The sequence below is a fragment of the Actinomycetes bacterium genome (genome assembly GCA_022396035.1).
In the GTDB taxonomy this organism is placed as follows: domain Bacteria; phylum Actinomycetota; class Humimicrobiia; order Humimicrobiales; family Humimicrobiaceae; genus Halolacustris.
In genome coordinates this window covers 1-24,000 of the sequence record JAIOXO010000014.1, presented here as the reverse complement: position 1 = coordinate 24,000, position 24,000 = coordinate 1, and the positions used below count along the sequence as shown (strand labels likewise).

The window sequence follows — 24,000 nt, the reverse complement described above, 5'->3', positions numbered from 1 at the left end:
CGATTGGACAAATCAACCAACCATAAAAACTATAATGCCCAAAAAATTGAGAAAAAATGGATTAAAAAATGGAACAGTGACCGAATATATTGGTTAGAAACCAGCAAAGATGATCCCAAGTATTATATGCTGGAAATGTTTCCTTATCCTTCAGGTGAGCCTCATATGGGGCATGCCAGAAATTATACCATCGGGGATGTTGCAGCCAGAATATTAAACCGTAAAGGCCATAATGTCCTTCATCCTATAGGTTTTGATGCCTTTGGCCTTCCCGCAGAGAATGCGGCCATAAAAAGCGGCATACATCCCAGGGAAAGCACCATGGCCAATATAGAGAAGATGAGGGTGGCTCTAAAAAGGATGGGAATGACTTATAATTTTGAGGATGAAATAATTACTTCCGATCCCGCCTATTACAAGTGGACCCAGTGGCTGTTTTTACTGCTGCATAAAATGGGGCTGGCTGAAAAGAAGGAAGCGGGGGTCAACTGGTGCAATTCCTGCCAGACGGTACTGGCCAATGAACAGGTGGTGACCGGAAAATGTGAGCGCTGTGACAGCCCGGTAGTCAAGAAGACTCTGTCCCAATGGTTTTTCAAGATCACCAAATATGCCCAGAGGCTGATTGATGATATGAAACTTATTGAGCAGGGATGGCCGGAAAGGGTCCTAACCATACAAAAGAACTGGATAGGCAGGAGCGAGGGGGCAGTGGTTAATTTTAAATTAGAGAAAGAAGACACTTCTATACCGGTGTTTACCACCAGACCGGATACATTGTATGGAGTGACCTTTTTTATACTGTCTCCCGAGCATAAGCTGGTGGACCAGATTGTAACTGACAGTGAATACAAAAAAGAAGTAGAAAAGGTAAAAAATATAATATCCAAGCAGACCGACATTGAGAGAGGATCTGCAGAGACCGAAAAGATAGGGTGTTTTACCGGCAGGCATGTCATAAACCCCCTTAATGGCGAAAGGGTGCCGGTATGGATAGCCAATTATGTACTTATTGAGTATGGCACCGGAGCCATAATGGCTGTACCTGCCCATGACCAGAGGGATTTTGACTTTGCCAGAAAATACGATATACCCATCAGGGAGGTTATATCAGAAACCGGAAAAACTTCCGGGCTGCTGAATTCCGCTTATGAGGGAAAAGGTATTATGGTTAATTCCGGACCTTATACCGATATGGATTCAGAACAGGGAAAGAAGGAAATTACCAGGTTTCTGGAAGAGAAGAAAATAGGAAAATTTGAAATAAATTACAAGTTAAAGGACTGGTTGATAAGCAGGCAGAGGTACTGGGGTGCGCCCATACCCATAATTTACTGCGAAAAGTGTGGCACAGTTCCTGTACCCGAACAGGATCTTCCGGTAAGACTACCCTACGATGTTGATTTTAAACCTACCGGCCTGTCACCGCTGGCTTACTGTGATGAGTTTGTAAATACTGTCTGTCCGGTATGTGGGGGAAAAGCTAAAAGAGAAACAGATACCATGGACACTTTTGTATGCTCATCCTGGTACTTTTTAAGGTATTGCAGCCCTGATGACAGCAGGCAGCCCTTTAATCAGGATGAAGTTGATTACTGGATGCCGGTTGACCAGTATATCGGGGGTATCGAGCATGCTACCATGCATCTTATATACTCCCGGTTCTTTACCAAGGTTTTATATGATGCCGGCATGGTAGGGTTCAAGGAGCCGTTTACTAAATATTTTCCCCATGGGGTGGTAAACCTGGGGGGAAAAAGGATGTCCAAGTCCAGGGGAAATCTGGTGAGGCCGTCAGAAATTTATAACCGCTACGGATCTGATACCCTGAGACTTTATATCCTGTTTATGGGACCGGCTGATTCAGCGGTAGACTGGAGTGACAGCGGGGTGGAAGGCTCCAATCGTTTCCTGCTCAGGGTATGGAGGCTGGCCAGCTCTAAAGCCTGTTTGATAAAGGGTTTAAATGGCCAGGGCAGCATAGACCAGGACCGGCTGAAGGGTTTGGAAAAAGAGGCTTACAAAAAGCTTCACCAGACTATTAAAAAAGTAAGTGAGGATATTCTCCAGAGGTTTAACTTTAATACCGCCATAAGTGCACTTATGGAATATGTGAACCTGCTTTACAGGTATGATGAACAGATGCCCGATGGCCAGAAAAACAGGGTGCTGGTTTCTGAGCTCATTAAAAATCTTCTTATACTGCTTTCGCCCATGGCCCCATTTGTGACTGAAGAATTGTGGGAAATAATGGAACAGAAGGGAAGCATACACCGCATCCCCTGGCCCCGGTATAATGAGCAGGCAGCCAGGGAAGAAACGGTTACCATTGTGTTCCAGGTTAATGGAAAGGTCAGGGACAAGGCTGACCTGCCTGCGGGATTGTCCCAGGACAAAGTAAAGGAAGAAGCCCTTGCTTCGGATAATGTACAGCGTTTTCTATCGGGCAAGCGGATAGTTAAAACTATCGTGGTCCCGGACAAACTTATAAACCTGGTAGCCAAATAACTCCGGCCTGAATCAAGATTGTATGCGCTGGAGTATTGATTTGCAGAATGCCGGTAAATCGGCTGGCTTTCTGGAAGTTATAATATTATCATCTACTACCACTTCCTGGTCCAGGTACTGGCCCCCGGCATTCTTAAGATCGGTGGCTATAGCTATATACCCGGTTACTTTTATGCCCTTAATGATATCTGCTTCTACCAGCATCCAGCCGCCATGGCATATGGCAGCAATTATTTTCTTCTTCCGGTAGGCCTCTTTTATTAGATTAACCATGCCTTTATTGATCCTCATTTTATCCGGAGCATTGCCGCCGGGAATTATTACGGCAGCCACCTGGCTTAAATCAGCTTCCTGCGGTGATATATCTGCGGTTATGGGTATACCAAATTTTCCATAATACTCTTTTTCTTTCTCCGGACCTACGGTAATCACTTCATAGCCGGCTTCCTGAAAACGGTAATAGGGATAAATTACTTCCTCATCCCTGAAATAGTCTTCAACCAGCATTAATATTTTATTCATAATATCTACCTCCCTGCTAATTATTATGCTAATAATTTAATGCTTAATCAAGCATTGCATATTTTTAATTTTATATAATTATGCTAATATGTATTTGCATAATTATGGAAAAGCTATTCAGGCTCAAATTATTTATAGACCGGCTAAGATACTGCAGGCAGAAGCATTTCTATGCAATGATGGCTGCTTTGGTTATGGTTCTTCTAACCGTTTTTTCCGGGATTTATCTGAAAATGAAGTCAGATCTTCAGGTTAAGGACAATGTTTTAAAAAGCTATTACGGACAGGCTGATTCTACCCAGCTTTCCGCCATCTCCGTCTATATCTGCGGCCAGGTGCTCGATCCGGGTGTATATGATGTAAGTCCGGGCGACCGGGTTTGCGATGTGCTGGAAATGGCTGGTGGACCGACCGGGGATGCAGCCCTGGATTCAGTGAACCTGGCCAGGAAAGTATCCGATGAGGAAAAAATACTGATCCCAAAAGCAGGCCAGGAAGATGGCAGCCTCCTAAATATTAATGCTGCTTCCAGCCAGCTGCTGCAGAGCCTTCCCGGTATCGGACCGGCTATAGCCCGGAATATGGTTGAATACCGTAACACCAACGGGCCTTTTAAAAGCAAGGAAGACCTAAAAGAGGTTGATGGAATAGGGGATAAAAAATTTCAAGAGATAAAAGACTTAATATCCATATAGGCGGCTATCCTGCCTGCTGGGCTGCAGGAATAACTGCTGGGCTGCTGCTGGCCCGTTCAATGGAACTAAAGATTCATGTTTTGGTACCCCTGCTGGGGTTTATATTTTGCCTGTTTCTGGCAGCATACAGATTCAGGGCAGCATTTTATATCCTGAATTTGGTGGTGTTTGTTCTTTTAGGGTGGATAAGCTTTCAGCTGCACCCGGGACCAGCTGAATTTAATATCGGGGATAAAGCTGGCTTTGAGGCCGGGGGAAGGATAGCCAGCCATCCGGAAAAAAAATATGGTTTTTATTATTTCAATCTGGATGCAGACAGATTGATTGCCGGCAGCCAGAGACTGAAGGGGCAAGAGTTACCGGTAAAAGCCAGCTCTGATGTAGAGCTGGCCAGAGATGATTTCATACAGGTATCCGGCCAGTACACCCAGGGCCAGTTTCTGGCCCAAAAAGTGGCGGTAAAGGGTGATTGCTTTGACCTGTACGGGATAAGGAAGAGGACCTATAGCTGCTTGAGCTCAACTTATTATACTTACCTGGATTACAAATACGGGGCTATGTGCGAGGCTTTTATACTGGGTAACCGGAGCCACATTGGAGACAATATTAAACAAATCTTCAGTGATTCAGGAATATATCACATACTGGCCATTTCCGGTTTACATATATCAGTTCTTTTGTATATTTTTTTATTCCTGTTTAGAAGAACCAGGTGGATGCTGATCCTGGTTATGCTCATACTGGCCTTCTTTAATTTCCTGGTGGGATTAAAAGCAACCCTGCTCCGGGCATCGGTAATGATGGTTTCGGCTGCTATGTCGCAGTCATGGGGCCGGCCTTACAGTAAAACCGGTGTTTTCTTTACCGCTTATTCGGTTCTGCTGCTGGTGGTGCCTTCCTTTTTTACCGACCTTGGTTTCTGGCTTTCCTTTATATGTATAGCGGCTATCCTGTTTATCTTTCCGTTGCTGTTACAGCTGTGCCCTTTATCCCGAAACTACCTGATCAAGGCAGTGATTTTATCCTTTTCGATAGTGGTGGCCACCTTTCCCTTAAATGCTTACTTTTTTGGCCTGGTTACCTGGACCAGCCTGATTTCCAATATATTGATACTGCCCATTTTTTACCTGCTCATGATAGTGCTTCTATTGGTTTCTTTTATAATTTTAATCTGGCCGCCGCTGGGAGGCCCCCTGTTGATCATGGCCAAGCCGCTTCTATATTATATGGAAAAGGTTGCCTATTATGTGGGCCGGATAAGTGTCTTAAAATGGGAATTTGCTGACTTTCCCCGGTTCTGGATAACAATCTATTATGTGCTTTTGTTTTTTTTATTGTTATTATTATACAAATACCTGATAGAAAAGGACAAACATGGCCCAAAAGGGTAAACCGGTAATTCTTTATATAAGCAGAAGCAGCGCTATATTAGATGAAAGAATAGCAGCGGTGAGAAAGGGAATAAAGAAGAAGATAAATCTGGACACCGATTATAAGTTTTATGACAGCTATGAAACTGCAGATGAAGCGGATATTGCTACTTTTTTATCTACTCCTTCTTTTTTTTCCGATAATAAAGTGTTGATATTAAAGGATATTCAGACCAGCCCGGCTTCCCTGCAAAAAAGCCTGGCTGCCCAAATACCCGGTCTGGCTGCCGGCGGGGTATTTCTGGTGATGACTGCTACCAGCAGGAAACTTAATGCAAAGCTGATGGCAGCGGTAAAGGATACAGGTACGGTTAAAAATATTCAGGAACCTACTGCAGAAAATGCCAGAAAATGGCTGAAGGAAAAAGCAGAGCTGGATGAGCTAAAGTTCAGCGGTAAAGCTATGGAAATATTTTTAGAAAATGTGGATTACAGGCTGGAGACCTTAAAACACGAATATGAGAAAATATATGCCTATGGGTCCGGGCCCCGGAAAGAGGCTATAACCCGGGAGGCGGTTAACCGCCTGGTGACTAGGGTGTACAGTTTGCAGATTTTTGATCTGGTAGACTCCATAGGGTCAAAGGATAAAAACGGCGCCTTAAGCGCCCTGGATTCCATGATTAAATTAAATGAAGATATCAGAGGAGTTTCCATGGGTGCTATAACCCTTCTGCACCGGATGTTTAAATCCCTGGCTTATTTTAAATATAACCTGGACCAGGAGGCCCAGGAATACATCCAGGGCAATATCAGGGCTTCCAGCTATATGCAGAACCGGATTATAGCCAAGTATAAAAAGTTCGCTGATTACTACCAGCCGGAGGCAATTGGCAAAATAATGTGCATATTAAACAAATATGACCGGATATTCCGCGATACGCAGAAAACTACCGATCATATGTGTAAAATGATAATGGAAATTATAGAAGCTTAAGCATTAAGCGAAGCCATCTTTTTGGCAGCTTTGGACTTATTGTTGGCCACAAAATTTTCATTTACTGCACTTTTTTTGGCTGCTTTATCCAGGGCTTTGTACAGCATGCTCAGGTTTTTCTTGGCAGCTTCAACATCTTTTTGCTCTACAGCTGCCAGAAAACTCTTGTTTACACTTTTAATCCTGGTTTTCAGAGCTTTATTCTTAAGTCTTCTTTTTATGTTCTGTCTATCTCTTTTTTCCTGAGACTTGATATTTGGCATATCCTATCTTATCCTTTCAATTCCAATTACGGACACCAATTTTAGCACTTTTTACTAAAATTGAAAAATATTATAATTTAAAGAACTTAAATGATATAATTCTTTTTTCATTATATCAAGAGGTAATTGTATGCAGCAGGACAGTTTTATCTCCCGCAGGAAGATATTTAATGCTACGGTGATAGTGATTCTGGCGATACTGTTATCCAAGATAAGCGGCCTGGTCAGGGACCAGATAATGGCCGGTTATTTTGGGATCAGCTATGATACCGATGCTTTTACCTGGGCTTATTTTATACCCAACCTGTTTAAGGTATTGATTGCGGAGTCCCTGATTGTGGCTGCTTTTATACCCATATATTCTTCCTATCTGTCTTCACCGGACAAAAAAGGGGTAAAAGTGTTTGTAAATTCGGTGGCCAATATAATGGTAATAGCTTTCCTGATTATATCCATATTGATATTTATATTTTCTCCCCAGATTGGTCTGCTGCTTTCCAATATTGCTGATAACCAGATGGATATAGGCAAGTTTGTGGTTATGAGCCGGATAATGATCTTTTCCCTGCTGTCGCTGGGGTTATCCGGCCTGGTTACCGGTATACTTAACTCCCATAATTTATTTGCGCTCCCCTCTATTGCTCCGCTGGTTATGAATATAGCCACTATCCTGGCAGTGGTATTGATATCGGGCCAGCTGGGGATTGTTTCCATGGCGGTAGGAGTTATGGCGGGATCAATTTTACATCTGGCCATACAGCTTCCCCGGCTGAAGGTATCTAAATTAAGGTATGGATTTGATCTTAATTTAAGGCATCCGGCGGTAAAGGAGATTTTTGGGCTGATGCTGCCCATATTACTCAGCCTGGGAGCGGTGCAGTTAAATAATAGTGTGGATAATTTTTTTGCCCTGGGCCTGGGCGCCGGAAATACTACCGCCCTTACCCTGTCCTGGAGGGTGGCCAACCTGCCGCTGGGTGTTTTTTCAGTAGCAGTTATAACTGTGCTCTACCCCCTGTTTTCCAGGCAGGCAGCCGCTGATGACGCCAGGGGCCTAAAGGAGAGTTTCTCTCTGGGGGTAAGAGAGATAGGCTATATAATGCTGCCGGCTACAGTAGGACTGGTATTGATGAGCCAGCCCATTATAAAGGTTCTCTTTGAGCATTATAATTTTTCGGCCCAGGATACCCAGAAGGTGGCCTATATTCTTATCTTCCATAGCCTGGGACTGGTATTTTTCGGCCTGCTGATGATACTAAACCGGGTATTTTATGCTTTTAAGGATGTCAGGACTCCTTTAAAAGTGGCTGCTGTCTCTATTGTGGTAAACTTTTTTTTAGACTGGCTGCTTATAAAATTTATGGATGTGGGAGGGCTTGCATTATCCACCTCGCTTGTTGCATTATTTAATACGGTGGCTCTCTTAATTATATTGAGAAAGAGGGTAGGCAACCTGGGAGGAAAGAGGATAGCCAGGTCCTATGTTAAGATGTTTTTTGCTTCAGTTATAATGGGACTTTGTGTATTTGGTTTATGGAGACTGTTAGAGGGTTATGCCTTCCAGGGTCTGGGCCAGCTGATAGGCAGCCTGGCTCTTACCATCGGGGCAGCGGCGGCAGTTTATATTGCATTAACCTATATATTTAAGATGGATGAGATAAAATTTGCATTGGATTTGGTTAAAAAATTTAAGGACAGGGGTTTTAGAACATAAATGGTTGAAAACAGATTAATAAGGAATTTTTCCATAATTGCCCATATCGACCACGGCAAGTCTACTCTGGCTGACAGAATACTGGAAGTCACGGATACAGTCAGCGCCAGGGATATGCTGGACCAGTACCTGGATGATATGGACCTTGAAAGGGAAAGGGGCATCACCATTAAGTCTCATGCAGTCAGGGTGCTGTATAACAGCAAGTCTGATGGCAATCAATATACCCTAAACCTTATAGATACCCCCGGACATGTTGATTTCAGTTATGAGGTTTCCAGGAGTTTGGCTGCCTGCGAGGGCGCAATTCTGCTGGTTGATGCCGCCCAGGGCATACAGGCCCAGACCCTGGCCAATATTTACCTGGCCATAGATAATGACCTGGAGATAATCCCGGTAGTAAACAAGATAGACCTAAATAGTGCCCGCATAGATGAGGTAGAGCAGGAACTGTCCAAGATTCTGGGAGTGGATGCCGGCCAGATAATCAGGGTAAGCGCTAAAACCGGGGAAGGTGTAGAGCAGATACTGGAAGCTATCGTGGAAAGGATTCCTGCTCCCAGCGGAGCAGGAGAGGAGCCCCTGCAGGCCTTAATTTTTGATTCCCAGTACAATACCTACCGGGGAGTGATTGCCCTTATAAGGGTGGTTAATGGAACCATGCAAAAAGGTATGAAAGTACGGTTTATGGGGGAAAAAGTTACTTCAGAAGTGGAGGAAGTAGGGTTACTTGCTCCCAAGATGATACCCAAGCCGGTACTGGGGCCGGGAGAAGTGGGCTATATTATAACCGGGGTAAAAGAAGTGGAGCATATAACTGTGGGGGACACCATAACTTCGGTTTCCCAGCCGGCAGCCAGAAGCCTGCCCGGATACAAGAAGCCCAAGCCCATGGTATACTGCGGGCTGTTTCCTCTAGAAGGGGGAGACTACGAAGATTTGAGGGATGCCTTAAACAAGCTGGCCTTAAACGATGCTTCACTGGATTTTATGCCTGAGTCTTCGCAGGCCCTGGGATTTGGATTCCGGTGCGGATTTTTGGGCCTGCTGCATATGGAGATAGTCAAGGAAAGGCTGGAAAGGGAGTATGGTTTAAGGCTTATTACCACTTCCCCCAATGTGGCCTACCGGGTAGAGCTTACCGATGGGGAGGAAGTGGAGGTAACCAGGCCTTCTGATTTTCCGCCCCTGGAGAAGATAGAGACCATTAAAGAACCTTTTGTAAATGCAACGGTTTTAACCCCCAAAGACTATATTGGGGAAGTGATGAAGCTGTGCAATGCCAAAAGGGGTGAATATGTGGACATGCAGTATCTATCCATGGAAAGGGTGGAGATAAAATACCGCCTTCCTCTATCAGAAATAATTGTAGATTTTTTCAATATGCTCAAGTCGGCCACCAGCGGGTTTGCCTCTCTGGAGTATGAGCTTTTGGATTACCGGGCATCTGATCTGGTTAAGCTGGATATGCTGATTGCGGGGGATATGGTGGATGAGCTTTCTACCATTACCCACCGGGATAAGGCTTATTACCTGGGAAGAGAGCTGGCACAGAAGTTAAGAAAGATTATACCCAGGCAGAATTTTGAGGTGGCCATCCAGGCCTCTATCGGCAAAAGGATTATTGCCAAAGAAAGGATAGCTCCATACCGTAAAGATGTGACCTCCGGATTGTATGGAGGGGATATAACCAGAAAAAGGAAGGTGCTGGAAAAGCAGAAGGAAGGTAAGAAAAGGCTTAAAAAAATTGGCCGGGTAGAGATCCCTGATGATGCTTTTATGAGTTTTTATAAAATAGATTCTCCAAATAAGGAATAAACGCCTGGGAAAATTAAAGCATAGATGTTGTTATTTAGCTTAAAAGAAACTATATTAATTACAGGGGAAGCCTATTAATAATATCCACAAAAAGGAGCAAAAATGAAAAGGTTATTTATAATCATTATAGCTATATCCATGACTGTTTTTTTATTTACCGGCTGCAGCCGTGCGGCAGAAAACATAACTGAAAGGATGATTGAACGGGCGGCAGCTTCTGAAGGGGATGATGTTGATGTGGATATAAGCGGCGGAGAGGTAAAAATAAAGGGTGATGATGGCGAGGAATTCAGTATCAGCTCAGATGATGAAGGGGCTACCATAACCACTGATGAGGGGGGAACCAAGATAACTTCCGGGGAATCTCTGGATGTTCCTGATGGTTTTCCCAATGAAGTTCCCCTGCCGTCAGATTTAAACATTTTTACCAGCTCATCCACCCAGGATGGCGGCAAACAGCAGTATGCCATAATGTCCGGTTATGAGGGCGGCACCGGCGCTGAACTATTTGACTGGTATAAGAGCCAGCTGTCCGGCTGGGAGATTGAAAGCGAGCAGACTTTTGAAGCAGAAGATGGTGCTAATTATAATATTGTTGCCAATCAGGGCAGCTATGAGGTAAACATATTTATCTTTGAATCTGAAGACGGGGTAAATCTGAGTTTGCAGGTTTCGGAAATGTAGCGATTTCAGATATAGACTTTTACCAGTAAGGGAAAGAGGGTCCAGGTACCTCTTTCTCTTTTGCTTTTTGGTATCCCTTATACTATAATTTTTTAAAAGTGATGCTTGGCTATAATTTATTCATATAATTTTTTAAATAATGGTAAGCCAAAACAAATATCATATCCAGTTTCTTCCCAGCAATAAACAAATCGATGTTTCCAAAAACTATAACCTGCGCCAGGCAATACTGGATTGCGGGATCCATATAGATTCATCATGTGGAGGGGTGGGGACCTGTGGAAGATGTGTGGTACAGGTAAAAGAAGGCAAAGTTGATGCCAAAAGGACTAAATACTTATCCGATGAGAAAGTAAATGAAGGTTTTGTGCTGTCCTGTATGGCCAGGGTAACCGGTGATCTGGTGGTGGCAATTCCTGAAACCAGGACGGTGAAGGCCATAATTGAAAAGGGACAGTTTGTACAGGTTTCCAAGGCTTATGCCGGAGTAAGCAGCCAGGAATTTGAAACAGTAAAACCGGAACCCTGGATTAAAAACATAGAAGTTGAGGTGGAAAAGCCATCATTAACTTTCGGGACCAGTGACCTTTACCGGTTTAAAAAAGTGGTGAAGGACAAACTGGGTATAAAAGATATTGAGATTCCCATAGATGTACTGAAGAAACTTCCCTGGGTGCTCAGAGAAAATGACTGGAAAGTAATGGCCTTGATTGAAACCCGCAAAAACCTGGTCATAGATGTTGATACCCGGCAAAAGGACCCTCAGCTTTACGGCCTAGCCCTGGATATCGGTACCACTACTCTGGTGATGTATCTGGTGGACTTACAGAGTGGAAAGATACTGGCAACGGAATCTGAGTATAATCCGCAGATTAGATTCGGTGAAGATATAATAAACAGGATTGTATTTGCCGGTAAAAAAGGCGGTTTGAAAAAATTAAAGGAAGTGGTTACCGATTCTGTAAATAACCTTATCTGGAGGCTGCTGCTAAAATGTCAGATAGATTCTGAAAGCATAGTGTCTCTGATGATTTCAGGAAATTCTACTATGATGCACCTGTTTTACGAGGTTTCACCAAAATACATCAGGGAGGAGCCTTATGTAACCGTAGCCAATCGTTTCTCGGACTGCAGGGCTTCAGATATTGGAATAAAGCATATCAAAAATGCATTTACTTACTGTATACAGGGGGTGGCCAGCTATCTGGGCGGGGACATAACCTCGGGCCTGCTGGCTACCGGAATGAACCATAAACAGGATTTAACCCTGTTTATTGATCTGGGCACCAACGGGGAACTGGTAGTGGGAAATAATGAATGGATGATGGGCTGTTCCTGTTCCGCTGGTCCTGCTTTTGAAGGCGGGGGAGTCAAATGCGGAATAAGGGCCATTGAGGGAGCAATAGAGAAGGTATATATAGACCAGGAGCATTACGGATGCAGGGTGGAAGTAATTGGAGGAGGAAAGCCCAGGGGCATATGCGGTTCCGGTTTAATTGATGTTATAGGAGAGATGTATCTTAAAGGGGTGATAGACAGGAAGGGTAAATTTAACCAGGATATAGGCAACAGCTATCTGGAGCAGGAAGAGGGGGAATACCGGTATATAATTGCCGGCAGGGAAGCTTCAGCAGACGGAAAAAAGATATATATAAGTGAAGTGGATATAGACAATCTTATGAGGGCCAAGGCTGCCGTATATGCAGGCATTAAAACTTTGCTGGAAGAGGTAGATTTAAGTGTTTATGATCTGGACAAGGTATATATTGCCGGCGGGCTGGGCAAGAATCTAAATATTGATAATGCAATAGTCATAGGCATGCTGCCGGACATTGATATAAACAAGTATTTCTTTCTCGGAAATACCTCGGTTACCGGAGCATACATAAGCTTGCTTTCCCAGTCAAGATATGAGCAGTCGGTAAGCATTGCTGATGCCCTTACCTATGTGGAGCTTAGCGTTAATATGAAGTTCATGGACAGGTATGTGGCGGGACTTTTTCTGCCCTATACTGATCTAAAGGATTTTCCTACTGTTGAACAGCTCATACTGTCATTGGATAATAAATATAAGAAAGGTTAGCTGATGGGGATAAATATTGCGGTAGCAGGAAAAGGCGGCACGGGAAAAACCACTTTATGCGGCCTGATTATAAGGGGCCTGATAGAAGGGGGCAAGCACCCGGTGCTGGCCCTGGACGCGGACTCTAATTCCAATCTGAACCAGGTGCTGGGCGTAGATTCGATAAATACGGTGGGGATGCTGAGGGAACAGTTTAAAAAAGAAGCACCCCGGATGGATAAGGGCATGTACAAGGACCAGGTGGTGGAAATGAACCTGCAGCAGGCCCTGGCCGAAAATGATAAGTTTGATTTACTGGTTATGGGCCGCGGCGAGGGACCGGGATGCTATTGTTATGCCAATAACCTGTTCAGAAAATATATTGATATACTGCAGGATAACTACAGTTATGTGGTTATGGATAATGAAGCGGGTATGGAGCACTTAAGCCGCAGAACTACTCAGGGCATTGATTACCTGGTAATAGTGTCCGATCCTTCTCCCCGGGGGATAATGACTGCTGCCAGGATCAGGGATCTGGCCGGCCAGCTGGAACTAAAAGCCTCAGAGGAGCTTCTGGTGGTCAACCGGGTGAACGGCGATTTGGACCCCAGGCTTATTAAACAGGTTGAGGACAGCAGCCTTAAACTGGCTGCGGTCATAGGACAGGATGAGGAAATAATGGATATGGATATATCCGGCCAATCCATTTTTGATTTAAGCAAGGATAATTTACCTTTAAAGCAAGTCAGAAGTTTATTAGAGCAATTACCTATTTTTTCAAAATAAATCAATCAATTAACTGAAGTTTTTAAAGATAAATGGTAAAATAATATGATTTGTAAATTTTTTTACATAAGGTTGTATATTTAGTAACAATTAAGTAACAATTATAAATAGGATAGGAGGGGAAAATTGAGCTTCCAGATTCCAAAAAACGAGTACGCCGGGGAAATTTGCAATGTAACCCTGGGCAGTGATTCATCGGAGGTAATAGTGGGGGGAGATAAGACGCTGCCTTTTTATACCTTTGAAGGAGAGATGCCAAACCGGCCAATAGTAGCCATGGAGGTATACGACAGCAAACCTGAGGGCTGGCCGGAAGATGTGGCTGCTTATTTTTCATCCGTATGGGAGGATCCGGTTAAATGGGCCCAGAAATGTGTGACTGACTATGGTGCAGATGCCATCTGTCTGCAGATGACAAGCATTAATCCTGATTCAGGCAATATGTCTGCAGATGATGCAGCAGAAATGGTTAAGCAGGTAAGGGAAGCCATAAAGGTGCCAGTCATAATTTACGGGGACGGGCCCCTGGAAAGGGTGGCCGAGGTTATGAAAAAAGTTGCCGAGGTTAACCAGAATACCGATCTGCTTATTGGCTGGGTAGAGGAAGATAATTATAAGACCATTGCTGCCGCCTGCATGGGTTACAACCATAATATAGTTTCACTTAATCCCCTGGATGTAAACATTGCCAAACAACTAAATATACTTCTAACCCAGCTGGGCCTGTCACCGGAAAGGATAGTAATGGATCCTTCCACTTCCGGGCTGGGTTATGGCATAGAATACTGCTATTCCTGTATGGAAAGGCTTAAAATAGCGGCATTGCTTCAGGATGACAAAATGACCCAGATGCCCATGATTTGCAATATAGCTCCCGAAGTCTGGAAGGTAAAGGAAGTAAAGGGAAGCCAGGAGGATTACCCCCAGTGGGGCGAGAGGGAACCAAGGGGTATTAACTGGGAAACCATATCAGTTATGAGTATGTTGATGGCAGGGGCAAATATTGTAGTTATGCGTCACCCCAAGGCAGTGGAAATAATAAAAGATTGTATAGGAAAGTTACTGTAAAGGATGGTGCGGTAAATGAATTCCAAAGATAAAAAAGATAAAGTATACAGTGAAGATAAGGCTATTCTGGAGATAATCAATAATTTAGATGAAACAGTGGAAACTGTTTTTGACCGGGCCAGCAGCATGAAGTGCTGTCCTATCGGCGCGGGCACGGCAGGGATTTGCTGTAAGAATTGTTCCATGGGCCCCTGCAGGGTAAAGGAAGGAAAAACCGGGCTGTGCGGGGCAACCATGGGAACCATTGCCGCCAGAAACCTGGCCCGGCATATAGCTGCCGGCGCAGCTGCGCATTCTGACCATGGCCGGGATCTGGCTTTGCTGCTTAAGGATGTGGCTGAGGGCAAGGCTGAAGGGCTGAAAATAAAGGATGAAATGAAATTATTGAGTTATGCCCGTAACCTGGGTATTGAAATCAAGGACAGAGAGATTAAGGAGATAGCACTGGATGCTGCAAATAAGTCACTGGCCTTGTTTGGCCAGCAGGAAGGAGAAATTGATCTTACCAGGATTGCGCCCGAAAAGAGGCAGGAAATATGGCGCAAAAACAATATAATGCCCCGGGGAATTGACCGGGAAGTGGTGGAAACCATGCATCGTACCCATATGGGAGTGGACCAGGAGGCTGAACATATACTGGATCATGCTTTAAGGAATGCCTTGTCTGATGGCTGGGGCGGTTCCATGATTGGTACCGAAATTACGGATATACTGTTTACCACCCCCCAGGCATTGTCGGCAAAAACCAATATGGGAATGCTAAAAGAGGATGAGGTAAACCTGGTAGTACATGGGCATGAACCTACCCTGTCCGAGGTAATAGCAGAGCTGGCTGATGATAAGGAGCTTTTAGAATATGCTAAAACCAAAGGGGCCAAGGGTATTAATGTGGTAGGTATTTGCTGTACTGCCAATGAAGTATTGATGAGGCAGGGAGTGGCTCCCATTGGTAATTTCCTTTCCCAGGAATTAGCCATACTGACTGCTGCTGTGGATGTAATGGTGGTGGATATACAGTGCATTATGCAATCTCTGGGACCACTGGCCAAAAAATATCATACCAAGCTGATAACTTCTTCAGCAAAGTGCAAGATTCCGGGAGCAACCCATATACAGTTTGATGAAAGAAAGGTTCTGGAGACGGCCAGGGAGATAATAACCATGGCCGTTGATAATTACCCCAACCGCAATAAAAAGCTGAATATTCCCAAGATTACTTCTGACCTTGTAGCGGGATTTTCCCATGAGTATATAAGGTATATGCTGGGGGGGAAATTCAGGGAATCTTTCAGGCCATTAAATGACGGAATAATTGATGGCAGGATCCAGGGGGTAGTGGCAATAGTGGGCTGCAATAATGCCAGGCATGTCCAGGATAAATACCATAATTACCTTACTACCGAACTGATTAAAAGGGATTATCTGGTGGTGCAGACCGGCTGCGGGGCCCTGGCATCGGCAAAATGCGGACTGATGATGCCTGAATCTTACAGCCAGGCCGGGGACGGACTTAAATCCATATGTGAAGCAGTGGGTATACCTCCGGTTCTGCATCTGGGCTCCTGCGTGGATAATTCCAGGATTCTGACCATATTGTCCGAGGTGGTAGCGGAAGGAGGCCTGGGAGAAGATATAAGTGATTTACCGGTAGCGGGAATAGCCCCAGAATGGATGAGCGAAAAGGCTTTATCCATTGGAAGCTACTTTGTAGCCAGCGGTGTTTATGTGGTATTCAGCGGTGAACCCATACCGGTGATGTCCAGCCAGGAAGTAGTAGATATAATGACCAATGTATGGGAAAAGAAATATGGAGGCAAGCTGGAGTATGTCCAAGATATTGACCAGGTGTTAAAGAATGTAATTTCCCATATTCAGGATAAAAGGAAAGCGCTAAAAATTGATGTTAAGAAGGAACGGGTACTGTTTGATATGGAAGCAAGAAGGGGGTTAGGAAATGTCTAAGATTATAGCTACCAGTGCAATTAACGGTGCCTACAGCATAGTAAACCAGGCGGAAGAGAAGTTAAAAGAAGCAATTGAAAGCAAAGGGGAAGACCAGGTACTGGAATTTCCCAATACCGGTTACTTTTTACCTGTTATATACAGCATGGCTGGTATCAAAGTAGAGAAGCTGGGGGATTGCTGGCAGGTTATAGAAGAGGCAAAAAAGCTACTGCCCGCGGTGCCCAGCCAGCAGGTGTGGATACCCTATCTGGGGGGTACCCTGGATGCAGGTATAGCTACCCTGTGGGTGGAAGAAATTATAGAGGCCATAAAATACCTGGAGGAACCCACCCCGGTAGAGGGTATATGGCTGGGAGCCGCTACTGATGTAATAATCAGGGAGAGAGGAATTGAGTTTGTTGATGGTACCGCTCCCGGCTTTGCTGCCTGTGTTGGAGCTGCTACCGACAGTAAGATGGCGGTTAAGATAGCCAGGGAGCTGCAGGAGAAAAATATCTATGTGTTTATGAGCGGCTCTACTGACGGGGTAACCATGGCTGAGCAGCTGGACCAGGAAGGGGTAGAGCTGGGCTGGGATACCCGGCTGGTTCCCTTTGGGAAAGATATAACTGCCACTGTTTACTCACTGGGATTTGCGGCCAGGGCAGCTATGAGTTTTGGGGGTGTACAGCCGGGAGATTACCGGCGTATGCTTATGTATAATAAAAACCGGGTTTTTGCTTTTGTACTGGCCCTGGGCCAGGTTGATGACTACAAATACGCCAATGCGGCAGGAGCGATAAATTTTGGTTTTCCCACCATAGCCAATACCGATATACCGGAGATACTGCCCCGGGGTGTCTGCACCTATGAGCATGTGGTATCCAATATCCCCGAACAGGACATAGTTAGCAGGGCTATAGAGGTAAGGGGACTTAAGATTACGGTAGACAAGGTTGATGTACCGGTACCCTTCGGTCCTGCTTTTGAGGGGGAAAGGGTTAGAAAAGAAAATACTTACCTGGAGTTCGGAGGAAATAAAAGCCCGGCGGTTGAGCTTTTGCTTATGGCTGATTCCTCAGAGGTGGAAGATGGTAAAATAGAGGTCATTGGGCCGGAAGTAGATGAAGTTGAGGATGACAGTGTCCTTCCCTTAGGCATACTGGTAGAGGTATCAGGAAGAAAGATGCAGCAGGATTTTGAGCCGGTTATGGAAAGACAGATACACTATTTCCTGAATTATCCTTCCGGGATTTTCCATATGGGCCAGAGGGATATATCCTGGGTGAGGTTTTCCAAGGATGCAGTAAAAAGCGGATTTAAGATAAGGCATATAGGCACTATCCTTCATGCCAAGATGCATTCAGATTTCGGCAATATAATGGATAAGGTGCAGATTAAGATATACACCAATACCGAGGATGTTCTGGCTTTAAGGGATAAGGCCAGAAAAATATTTAAAACCAGGGATGAGAGAATGGGCTCACTTACCGATGAAAGTGTGGATATTTTCTATTCCTGTACCCTGTGCCAGTCATTTGCCCCCAATCATGTATGTGTGGTATCTCCTGAGAGGCCTGGACTCTGCGGGGCTTATAACTGGCTGGATTGCAGGGCGGCTTATGAGATTAGCCCCACCGGCCCCAACCAGCCGGTAAAGAAGGGAGAAACGGTGGATGAGAATCTGGGTATATGGAGGGGAGTAAATGATTTTGTGTTTAAAACCAGCAATCAGAGCCTGGAATCATTTTCTGCTTACTCCATGATTGTTGACCCCATGACTTCCTGCGGGTGTTTTGAGGTCATCTGTACCATTCTGCCGTCCACTAATGGAGTAATGGCCGTAAACCGGGAATTTTCAAGTATAACCCCCTGCGGGATGAAGTTTTCCACCATAGCGGGTATGGTTGGCGGGGGTATTCAAACCCCCGGGTTTATAGGCATAAGCAAGTTCTTTATAGGATCCAAGAAGTTTATAAAAGCTGACGGGGGATTGGAGAGGCTGGTGTGGATACCCAAAGAGCTTAAGGAAGAGATAAGGGATCTTATAGAGGCCAGGGCCCAGGAACTTAACCTGGACAATTTTATAGATAAAATAGCTACCGAAGAAGAGGCGGTTACCGAAGAAGAGGTGGCCCAGTGGATTGAAAAAGTGGGGCACCCTGTACTGGAAATGGAACCTATGATGTAAATAAAATGGAAAAAATTTTAATACTAAAGGAGTAATAACATGGCTTTAAGTGGTCTGGAAATATTTAAAAAACTTCCTAAAACTAATTGTAAGGACTGCGGGTTTCCAACCTGTCTTGCTTTTGCTATGCAGCTGGCAGCAGGCAAGGTAGAGCTAGAAAAATGCCCTCATGTTTCAGAGGAGGCAAAAAGCGAGCTGGCAGAGGCTTCCCAGCCCCCCATACTCAAAGTACAGATTGGAGAAGGAGATAACTCTTTTACGGTTGGTGAAGAGAATGTCTTGTTCAGGCATGACCGTACCTTTATCAATCAGAACGGGTTTGCGGTAACCATCGAAGACACTATGGATGCAAAAGAGATAGAAGAGAAGGTAAAACAGATAGACAGTATCCAGTATGAACGGGTAGGCCAGGTATTGACCCTGGATGCGGTATGCATTAAGAATAAATCCGGGGATGGCCAGAAATTTAAGCAGGTGGTACAAAATGTAGCTTCCGCTACTTCCAGAGCACTGATACTGGTAAGCGAAGATGCACAAGTTTTAGGGCAGCTGGCCGAACAACTCTCAGACAGGAAGCCGCTTCTGCATGCAGCTACTGTTGACAATGCGGACCAGTTTATAGAAATCGGCAAGAAAACCGGCTGTCCCATAGCAGTCAGGGGTAAAACCTTTGATGATATTGCCCAGGTTACCGATAAATTGAGGTCTGCAGGCATTAAAAACATGGTTATAGATATAGGCAACAGAGATATTAAGGAAGATTTATTCAACCAGATAACCCTGCGTACGGCAGCTATTAAAAAGAAGAACCGGCTGTTTGGTTATCCTACCATAGTATTTGCAGATGAATTGGGCCAGGATGAGGCCACGGAGACAGTTATTGCTTCTGTATTTGTAGCTAAATATGCTTCTATAATTGTACTTTCCAATGCCAGATACCAGAATATTTATCCTTTGCTGGTTTACCGGCAAAATATATACACCGATCCCCGTCAGCCCATGCAGGTTGAACAGAAGATATATGAAATTGGCAATCCCGGTCCTGATTCTCCGGTGCTTATAACCACCAACTTTTCCCTTACCTATTTCATAATTTCAGGAGAGGTGGAAAACAGCAAGGTACCCTGCTGGGTGCTGGTAATGAATGTTGAAGGCCAGTCGGTTCTGACCGCCTGGGCAGCAGGCAAATTTATACCCGAACTTATAGCCCAGTTTGTCAAGAAAAGCGGCATAGAGGATAAGGCCAAGACCAGGGAACTTATTATTCCTGGTTATGTGGCCCAACTGCAGGGCGAGCTGGAAGAAGAGTTGGGAGATGAATGGAAAGTGGTGGTAGGGCCCCGGGAAGCGGGGGAAGTCCCCAAATACCTCAAGGAATATTCTGTTAGTAGTTCCTGATCTGAATTGTATGCTAATAAGTTTGTAACAGGGTATTAATTTATATATAATTTAAGCCACACCTTATATTAGCTATTGCCAAATTTTGAAAGGAGCCAACTTGAAAAGCGACATAGAGATAGCCCAAGCTGCCCATATGGAACATATTTATGAAATAGCAGACACTGTGGGCCTGGACCAGCAGTATCTGGAATTGTATGGTAACTACAAGGCTAAAGTTAAGCTGGATGCACTGGACAGCTTGGGAGACAGGCCAAACGGCAAGTATATAGATGTTACAGCCATAACTCCCACCCCTCTGGGGGAAGGCAAAACGGTAACCACCATCGGGTTAAGTATGGCCTTAAACAAGATAGGTAAAAAGACCATTACCTGTATCAGGCAGCCTTCACTGGGTCCGGTTTTTGGAATTAAGGGAGGCGCAGCCGGTGGAGGGTATTCACAGGTGCTGCCCATGGAGGATTTTAATCTCCATCTTACCGGGGATATACATGCGGTAGGAATTGCCCATAATCTGCTGGCAGCTTTCCTGGATACCCATATAATGAAGGGGAATGACTTAAATATCGATCCCTTTAGCATAACCCTTAACCGGGTAGTGGATGTAAGTGACCGGGCTCTAAGGAATATAGTTGTGGGTCTGGGAGGCCCGCTTAATGGTGTGCCCAGAGAAACCGGTTATGATATTACGGTGGCCAGTGAAGTAATGGCCATACTGGCTTTAACTACCAGCCTGAAGGACCTGAGAGAGAAACTGGCCAAGATGACTGTAGGCTCCACCCGGGACGGAGACCCGGTTACTGCTGAAGATTTAAAGTGCGCGGGAGCTATGGCGGTGCTTTTAAAGGATGCGGTTAAGCCCAATCTATTGCAGACCATTGAGCATACACCCTGTTTTGTTCATGCCGGTCCCTTTGCCAATATTGCCCATGGAAACAGCTCCATTTTAGCTGATCGGCTGGCTATAAAGCTGGGCGACTATGTGGTTACTGAAAGCGGATTTGGCGCCGATATTGGTGCTGAGAAGTTCTTTAATATAAAGTGCAGGTACTCCGGCCTCAAACCGGATGCGGCAGTTATAGTTGCTACGGTAAGGGCCCTTAAAATGCATGGCGGAGGTTTTAAGTTTATACCCGGGCAGGGGGTAGACAAAGAACTTATGAACACCCCCAATGTGGAGGCAGTAGCCCATGGATGCCAGAATCTGGAGAAGATGATTGAAAATGTGAAAATGCATGGGGTTCCTGTAGTTGTAGCTATCAACCATTTTGATACCGATACCCAGCAGGAGATAGATGTGATAAGGGAAAAGGCCATAGCCGCCGGAGCTGAAGATGCGGTAGTGAGCAAGGTCTGGCTTAAAGGAGGAGAAGGCGGTACAGAGCTGGCAGAGGCAGTGGCAAAGGCAGCAGAAAAGAAATCCGAGTTTAAGTTCCTTTATCCTCTGGACTGGCCTATTGATAAAAAAATTGAAACTATAGCTACCAAAATATACGGTGCTGACGGGGTTAACTTCCTGCCCGCGGCCCAGGAAAAAATAGATATATATACCAGGCAGGGATTTGCCGGTCTTCCAATATGTATGGCCAAGACTCATTTATCTTTAAGCCATGATCCTAATCTCAAGGGAAGGCCAACAGGGTTTACGGTTCCCATAAGGGATATCCGGGCTTCGGCCGGGGCCGGTTTTCTCTACCCTCTTCTGGGAGAGATGAGAACCATGCCCGGCCTGCCCAAGGTTCCCGCAGGCACCAAGGTGGATCTTGATGATCAGGGCAATATTGTTGGCCTGTTCTAGATAAGTTTTATTAAATATTCCTATTTTCAAGGGGTGATTAAAATAGCTAAATTAATAAGCGGGACAGACATATCTGCCCAGATAAAACAAGAGGTAGAAGCGGAAATAAACCAGATGAAGGAAAGCAAGGGTGTAGTACCTGGTCTGGCGGTAATACTGGTGGGGGATAACCCTGCTTCCAAGGTTTATGTGGCCAGTAAGGAAAAAGGCTGCAATCAGGTAGGTATCAAATCCGAAACTATAAACATGGATGATACGGTGAGTACCGAGGATGTACTGGCCCAGATAGGACAGTTAAATCAACGGCTGGATATCCACGGCATACTGGTGCAGCTCCCCCTGCCCAAACAGGTAGACAGCGGAAAGGTTTTAATGGCCATAGACCCGGCAAAGGATGTGGATGGCTTTCATCCGGTTAATATGGGCAAGCTGGTGGCCCAGCAGGATTGCCTGGTTCCGGCAACACCTTCGGGAATAATCGAAATGCTGAAAAGAGAGGACATTACCATAAAGGGTAAGAATGCAACCATGGTGGGACACAGCGAAATTGTGGGTAAACCCACTACTTTACTTCTTTTAAATGAATGGGCTACGGTTACTGTCTGCCATATAGAGACCAGAGACCTTTCCCTCCATACCCGGGATGCCGATATCCTGATTGTGGCTACCGGGGTGCCCTACCTTATAAAGGAGGATATGGTAAAACAGGGGGCAGTGGTTATTGATGTGGGCATAAACCGGATTACCAGGGATAAGGCCGGTCCCGATTTGCTGGAGTGGAGAAAAGAGGATTTCCAGAAAAAGGGCGCTACCCTTATAGGGGATGTGGATTTTTTGAATGTCGAGCCTAAGGCAGGATATATAACTCCGGTACCCGGAGGGGTGGGTCCCATGACTATTGCCATGCTGCTTAAGAACACAGTAAAAGCAGCCAAACTGGCTATTGGTCAAAGTTGAGCGGTATGCTATCATCATGGTTGGAGATGATGCAGTTTGTATTATGCTAAAGTTATAGGCAATGTGGTGGCTACCATCAAGTATGAAGGCCTGACAGGAAAAAAGTTACAGGTGATACAGCCCTTGGACCTGGAAACCGGAGAAGAAGAGGGGCAGTTTCTGGTGGCTTTGGATGTAACTTCTTCAGGCATGGGAGATATAGTGGGCTATGAGGATGGTTCTGAGGCTTCATGGGCTTTTGATGAAGAAAATGTGCCCACTGATGCTACCATTGTAGCCTTAATAGATAAAGTAAATATTGGCAGGAAGTGATTGGCTAATTATGGTTTTAGGGCAGGTAATTGGAAATGTGGTTTGCACCCAGAAAGATAGCAGCCTGGATAGCAAAAAACTTATGGTGGTAAAAGCGATAGACCTTGACGGTAAATTATTGGAACCCTTTGTGGTGGCAGTTGATCTGGTAGGGGTTGGGATAGGAGAGAAGGTTCTGGTAGTAAACGGCAGTTCTGCACGCATGACCGACCGGACCAGAGACAAAAGTATCGATTCGGTCATAGTAGCCAAGGTGGATAGCATAAAGATCCAGCAATAACTGGCTATTTCATGTTTTTTAAGAATTGATTTACTCTGGTCAGCTGGTTGGTACCATCAAGAATCTTGTCTGCCACTGACTGAAAGATACTCTTTGCCAGCTGGGTTTTAGTTACTGCCGGTGAATAAATATAGGTCTTGGCTGAATTATCTTGCTTCAGCAGCCCTTTATCGGCCAGGGTGTTCATGGTAGACATAACCGTGGTGTAGGGGATAAACCCGTTCTGCTTTTTTCCCATTTCCTTTCTCAGCATCAGTTCGTGTACTTCCCTTACTGTGGCTTTTTCTTTCTCCCAGACTACCTTCATTATACCGGCTTCAAGGTTGCTTATGCTGTTTAGGCCGCTTATGCCTATTTCCTGTGATTTCTTTCTAGAAACCTTTTTCTCCATAGCTCAGGGCCCCCTTTATTTTTACTGCCTTATATAAGCAGTAATTGTATTTTTATTCTATACTAATAACCTGTGAAAATAAATTAACTAATAATTTACCCAGCGATTAATCATCTTCTATCAATTTTACCCCAAACGCCTGCAAAAATGGGAACATTTTAACATTAGCTTTACAGAACATTTTCCATGTAGAAGTTTTGGAGGTAAAAATTCGGGCAATTTTTGTGTTTTGGGGTGCC

The 24,000-nt window shown here is 44.9% G+C and carries 20 protein-coding genes; 17 read left to right on the top strand and 3 right to left on the bottom strand.

The genetic code is table 11. From position 1 onward, the window contains the following. Nucleotides 1-3 precede the first annotated feature (3 nt). Nucleotides 4-2,508, top strand: a complete 2,505-nt coding sequence (gene leuS / locus K9H14_05655; GenBank protein ID MCG9479679.1) for a leucine--tRNA ligase — start codon at nucleotides 4-6, stop codon at nucleotides 2,506-2,508. Nucleotides 2,509-2,520: 12 nt separating this feature from the next. Here the strand turns inward: leuS and K9H14_05650 are convergent, their stop codons facing one another. Next, on the bottom strand, nucleotides 2,521-3,030 hold the full coding sequence (locus tag K9H14_05650; GenBank protein MCG9479678.1) for a type 1 glutamine amidotransferase: 510 nt from the start codon (nucleotides 3,028-3,030) through the stop codon (nucleotides 2,521-2,523). A 104-nt stretch (nucleotides 3,031-3,134) separates the two neighbouring features. Here K9H14_05650 and K9H14_05645 point away from each other — a divergent pair, with 104 nt between their 5' ends. The 3 genes from K9H14_05645 to K9H14_05635 are packed head-to-tail and all read left to right on the top strand — an operon-like array spanning nucleotide 3,135 to nucleotide 6,092. Next, on the top strand, nucleotides 3,135-3,725 hold the full coding sequence (locus tag K9H14_05645) for a helix-hairpin-helix domain-containing protein (protein ID MCG9479677.1): 591 nt from the start codon (nucleotides 3,135-3,137) through the stop codon (nucleotides 3,723-3,725). A 59-nt stretch (nucleotides 3,726-3,784) separates the two neighbouring features. Then, on the top strand, nucleotides 3,785-5,116 hold the full coding sequence (locus K9H14_05640; protein MCG9479676.1) for a ComEC/Rec2 family competence protein: 1,332 nt from the start codon (nucleotides 3,785-3,787) through the stop codon (nucleotides 5,114-5,116). Beyond that, complete coding sequence (locus K9H14_05635; GenBank protein ID MCG9479675.1) at nucleotides 5,100-6,092, top strand: hypothetical protein; 993 nt, start codon at nucleotides 5,100-5,102, stop codon at nucleotides 6,090-6,092. Before K9H14_05640 ends, K9H14_05635 begins: the two co-directional genes overlap by 17 nt. Here K9H14_05635 and rpsT read toward each other — a convergent pair. Further along, on the bottom strand, nucleotides 6,089-6,355 hold the full coding sequence (rpsT, locus tag K9H14_05630; protein ID MCG9479674.1) for a 30S ribosomal protein S20: 267 nt from the start codon (nucleotides 6,353-6,355) through the stop codon (nucleotides 6,089-6,091). The two genes, K9H14_05635 and rpsT, sit on opposite strands and share 4 nt — an antisense overlap. Nucleotides 6,356-6,485: 130 nt before the next feature. On the opposite strand from rpsT, the gene murJ reads away from it, so the two are divergent. From murJ to K9H14_05565, 13 genes are all read left to right on the top strand, one after another. After that, a complete protein-coding gene (gene murJ / locus K9H14_05625; protein ID MCG9479673.1) occupies nucleotides 6,486-8,069 on the top strand; it encodes a murein biosynthesis integral membrane protein MurJ in 1,584 nt (527 codons plus the stop codon). Next, the gene (gene lepA / locus K9H14_05620; protein ID MCG9479672.1) at nucleotides 8,070-9,887 is read left to right on the top strand and encodes a translation elongation factor 4; all 1,818 of its coding nucleotides are present in this window, start codon (nucleotides 8,070-8,072) and stop codon (nucleotides 9,885-9,887) included. A 102-nt stretch (nucleotides 9,888-9,989) separates the two neighbouring features. Beyond that, a complete protein-coding gene (locus K9H14_05615; GenBank protein MCG9479671.1) occupies nucleotides 9,990-10,571 on the top strand; it encodes a hypothetical protein in 582 nt (193 codons plus the stop codon). A 139-nt stretch (nucleotides 10,572-10,710) separates the two neighbouring features. Continuing rightward, nucleotides 10,711-12,654 carry an ASKHA domain-containing protein gene (locus K9H14_05610; protein MCG9479670.1) on the top strand — a complete coding sequence of 648 codons (1,944 nt, stop codon included), beginning with the start codon at nucleotides 10,711-10,713 and terminating at the stop codon, nucleotides 12,652-12,654. A 3-nt stretch (nucleotides 12,655-12,657) separates the two neighbouring features. Continuing rightward, entirely contained in the window at nucleotides 12,658-13,422 is a 765-nt protein-coding gene (locus tag K9H14_05605; GenBank protein MCG9479669.1) for an AAA family ATPase, read from the top strand. Nucleotides 13,423-13,548: 126 nt separating this feature from the next. Beyond that, the gene (locus K9H14_05600; protein ID MCG9479668.1) at nucleotides 13,549-14,490 is read left to right on the top strand and encodes an acetyl-CoA decarbonylase/synthase complex subunit delta; all 942 of its coding nucleotides are present in this window, start codon (nucleotides 13,549-13,551) and stop codon (nucleotides 14,488-14,490) included. A gap of 15 nt (nucleotides 14,491-14,505) precedes the next feature. Continuing rightward, nucleotides 14,506-16,452, top strand: a complete 1,947-nt coding sequence (gene cooS / locus K9H14_05595; protein MCG9479667.1) for an anaerobic carbon-monoxide dehydrogenase catalytic subunit — start codon at nucleotides 14,506-14,508, stop codon at nucleotides 16,450-16,452. Beyond that, nucleotides 16,445-18,625 (top strand): CO dehydrogenase/CO-methylating acetyl-CoA synthase complex subunit beta, encoded by a 2,181-nt coding sequence (cdhC, locus tag K9H14_05590; protein ID MCG9479666.1) that lies wholly within the window; start codon nucleotides 16,445-16,447, stop codon nucleotides 18,623-18,625. Before cooS ends, cdhC begins: the two co-directional genes overlap by 8 nt. Before the next feature lie 39 nt (nucleotides 18,626-18,664). Beyond that, nucleotides 18,665-20,023, top strand: coding sequence for an acetyl-CoA decarbonylase/synthase complex subunit gamma (locus K9H14_05585; protein ID MCG9479665.1), 1,359 nt, complete (start codon nucleotides 18,665-18,667; stop codon nucleotides 20,021-20,023). Nucleotides 20,024-20,123: 100 nt separating this feature from the next. Beyond that, a complete protein-coding gene (locus tag K9H14_05580; GenBank protein ID MCG9479664.1) occupies nucleotides 20,124-21,821 on the top strand; it encodes a formate--tetrahydrofolate ligase in 1,698 nt (565 codons plus the stop codon). A 33-nt stretch (nucleotides 21,822-21,854) separates the two neighbouring features. Continuing rightward, the gene (gene folD / locus K9H14_05575; protein ID MCG9479663.1) at nucleotides 21,855-22,778 is read left to right on the top strand and encodes a bifunctional methylenetetrahydrofolate dehydrogenase/methenyltetrahydrofolate cyclohydrolase FolD; all 924 of its coding nucleotides are present in this window, start codon (nucleotides 21,855-21,857) and stop codon (nucleotides 22,776-22,778) included. A gap of 36 nt (nucleotides 22,779-22,814) precedes the next feature. Next, nucleotides 22,815-23,090, top strand: coding sequence for a EutN/CcmL family microcompartment protein (locus tag K9H14_05570; protein ID MCG9479662.1), 276 nt, complete (start codon nucleotides 22,815-22,817; stop codon nucleotides 23,088-23,090). A gap of 10 nt (nucleotides 23,091-23,100) precedes the next feature. Beyond that, nucleotides 23,101-23,370, top strand: a complete 270-nt coding sequence (locus K9H14_05565) for a EutN/CcmL family microcompartment protein (GenBank protein MCG9479661.1) — start codon at nucleotides 23,101-23,103, stop codon at nucleotides 23,368-23,370. Nucleotides 23,371-23,374: 4 nt separating this feature from the next. Here the strand turns inward: K9H14_05565 and K9H14_05560 are convergent, their stop codons facing one another. Further along, the gene (locus tag K9H14_05560; protein MCG9479660.1) at nucleotides 23,375-23,761 is read right to left on the bottom strand and encodes a BlaI/MecI/CopY family transcriptional regulator; all 387 of its coding nucleotides are present in this window, start codon (nucleotides 23,759-23,761) and stop codon (nucleotides 23,375-23,377) included. Nucleotides 23,762-24,000 lie beyond the last annotated feature (239 nt).

Coding starts and splice junctions, on each gene's coding strand:
- cooS (MCG9479667.1), top strand. CDS start 14,506: ATGAATTCCAAAGATAAAAAAGATAAAGTATACAGTGAAGATAAGGCT.
- K9H14_05635 (MCG9479675.1), top strand. CDS start 5,100: ATGGCCCAAAAGGGTAAACCGGTAATTCTTTATATAAGCAGAAGCAGC.
- K9H14_05605 (MCG9479669.1), top strand. CDS start 12,658: ATGGGGATAAATATTGCGGTAGCAGGAAAAGGCGGCACGGGAAAAACC.
- K9H14_05560 (MCG9479660.1), bottom strand. CDS start 23,761: ATGGAGAAAAAGGTTTCTAGAAAGAAATCACAGGAAATAGGCATAAGC.
- K9H14_05640 (MCG9479676.1), top strand. CDS start 3,785: ATGGAACTAAAGATTCATGTTTTGGTACCCCTGCTGGGGTTTATATTT.
- K9H14_05650 (MCG9479678.1), bottom strand. CDS start 3,030: ATGAATAAAATATTAATGCTGGTTGAAGACTATTTCAGGGATGAGGAA.
- K9H14_05585 (MCG9479665.1), top strand. CDS start 18,665: ATGGCTTTAAGTGGTCTGGAAATATTTAAAAAACTTCCTAAAACTAAT.
- lepA (MCG9479672.1), top strand. CDS start 8,070: ATGGTTGAAAACAGATTAATAAGGAATTTTTCCATAATTGCCCATATC.
- rpsT (MCG9479674.1), bottom strand. CDS start 6,355: ATGCCAAATATCAAGTCTCAGGAAAAAAGAGATAGACAGAACATAAAA.
- K9H14_05610 (MCG9479670.1), top strand. CDS start 10,711: ATGGTAAGCCAAAACAAATATCATATCCAGTTTCTTCCCAGCAATAAA.
- murJ (MCG9479673.1), top strand. CDS start 6,486: ATGCAGCAGGACAGTTTTATCTCCCGCAGGAAGATATTTAATGCTACG.
- K9H14_05615 (MCG9479671.1), top strand. CDS start 9,990: ATGAAAAGGTTATTTATAATCATTATAGCTATATCCATGACTGTTTTT.
- K9H14_05645 (MCG9479677.1), top strand. CDS start 3,135: ATGGAAAAGCTATTCAGGCTCAAATTATTTATAGACCGGCTAAGATAC.
- K9H14_05565 (MCG9479661.1), top strand. CDS start 23,101: ATGGTTTTAGGGCAGGTAATTGGAAATGTGGTTTGCACCCAGAAAGAT.
- cdhC (MCG9479666.1), top strand. CDS start 16,445: ATGTCTAAGATTATAGCTACCAGTGCAATTAACGGTGCCTACAGCATA.